General features: G+C 47.0%; 6 tRNA genes and 1 rRNA gene. All 7 read right to left on the reverse strand.

What is annotated here, in order from left to right:
- Positions 1–402: 402 nt before the first annotated feature.
- Positions 403–477, reverse strand: a tRNA-Gln gene (locus HNQ41_RS12350).
- Between the two features lie 37 nt (positions 478–514).
- Positions 515–590: transfer RNA gene (locus tag HNQ41_RS12355), tRNA-Thr, on the reverse strand.
- Between the two features lie 82 nt (positions 591–672).
- A tRNA-Val gene (locus HNQ41_RS12360) sits at positions 673–748 on the reverse strand.
- Positions 749–848: 100 nt separating this feature from the next.
- A tRNA-Glu gene (locus HNQ41_RS12365) sits at positions 849–923 on the reverse strand.
- Between the two features lie 13 nt (positions 924–936).
- Positions 937–1,012 (reverse strand) — tRNA-Thr (locus tag HNQ41_RS12370).
- Between the two features lies 1 nt (position 1,013).
- Positions 1,014–1,088, reverse strand: a tRNA-Asn gene (locus tag HNQ41_RS12375).
- Positions 1,089–1,132: 44 nt separating this feature from the next.
- Positions 1,133–1,236 (reverse strand): 5S ribosomal RNA (gene rrf / locus HNQ41_RS12380); the annotation flags it as partial.

Raw genomic sequence — 1,236 nt, forward strand, 5'->3', positions numbered from 1 at the left:
GTCTAGCTTTTTCTTTGCAGTGAATGTGTCGAGACAACTCGATGTCTTTTCTCCGAAGTCATCGCTCGTAGCTGAGCTAATGGCTCGTTGTATTTTCAATGTGGATGATTCATGTTGATTACGGACGATGCTTTGCTTCGAAGTCTACCTGTCTCTTCCTCTTCTAGCTTTTTCTTTGCAGTGAATGTGTCGAGACAACTCGATGTCTTTTCTCCGAAGTCATCGCTCGTAGCTGAGCTAATGGCTCGTTGTATTTTCAGTGTTGATGATTCATGTTGCTTTCGGACGATGTTTTGCTTCGAGGTTCCCCCTGTCTCTTCCTCTACTCGCTTTACTTTCGGAGTGAATGCGTCGAGACAACTCGGTGTTTTTTCAAGGAGGTTTCGCTCGTAGCTAAGCTAATGGCTGGGCTAGCAGGATTCGAACCTGCGCATCACGGAATCAAAATCCGTTGCCTTACCGCTTGGCTATAGCCCAATATAAATATAGTGGTTATGCATATACCAAATAGAAGTGGTGCTGGCCAGAGGACTTGAACCCCCAACCTACTGATTACAAGTCAGTTGCTCTACCAATTGAGCTAGGCCAGCATTCAGAAAAATTAAACAAAATAAATAGTGAACCCTATGGGCACACAAAGGTTGTTTCCTATATTTATTGATATAAACTTAATGGTGGAGGATGGCGGGCTCGAACCACCGACCCCTTGCTTGTAAGGCAAGTGCTCTCCCAGCTGAGCTAATCCTCCGAAGTTTTGATGTTGTTATCCCTTTGTAGCACCCCTGTTTCTTCTAAACAAAATGGTCTACTAGTTAAAACAACTAATCTAGAGTTTTAAATATCAACAATGGTGACCCGTAGGGGATTCGAACCCCTGTTACCGCCGTGAAAGGGCGGTGTCTTAACCACTTGACCAACGGGCCACGGTTTCCTTCCTGGAGCTTCCAAGGGGACTTGAACCCCTGACCTCTTCCTTACCATGGAAGCGCTCTGCCGACTGAGCTATGGAAGCATGGCTCCACAGGCAGGATTCGAACCTGCGACCCATCGGTTAACAGCCGATTGCTCTACCACTGAGCTACTGTGGAATAATAAGGTTAAGGCTTGTCCTTTATCAAGATCTTAAAATAATGCCTGGCGGCGTCCTACTCTCACAGGGGGAGAGCCCCCAACTACCATCGGCGCTGAAGAGCTTAACTTCCGTGTTCGGCATGGGAACGGGTGTGACCTCTTCGC

Source organism: Texcoconibacillus texcoconensis (assembly GCF_014202575.1).
Lineage (GTDB): Bacteria > Bacillota > Bacilli > Bacillales > Salisediminibacteriaceae > Texcoconibacillus > Texcoconibacillus texcoconensis.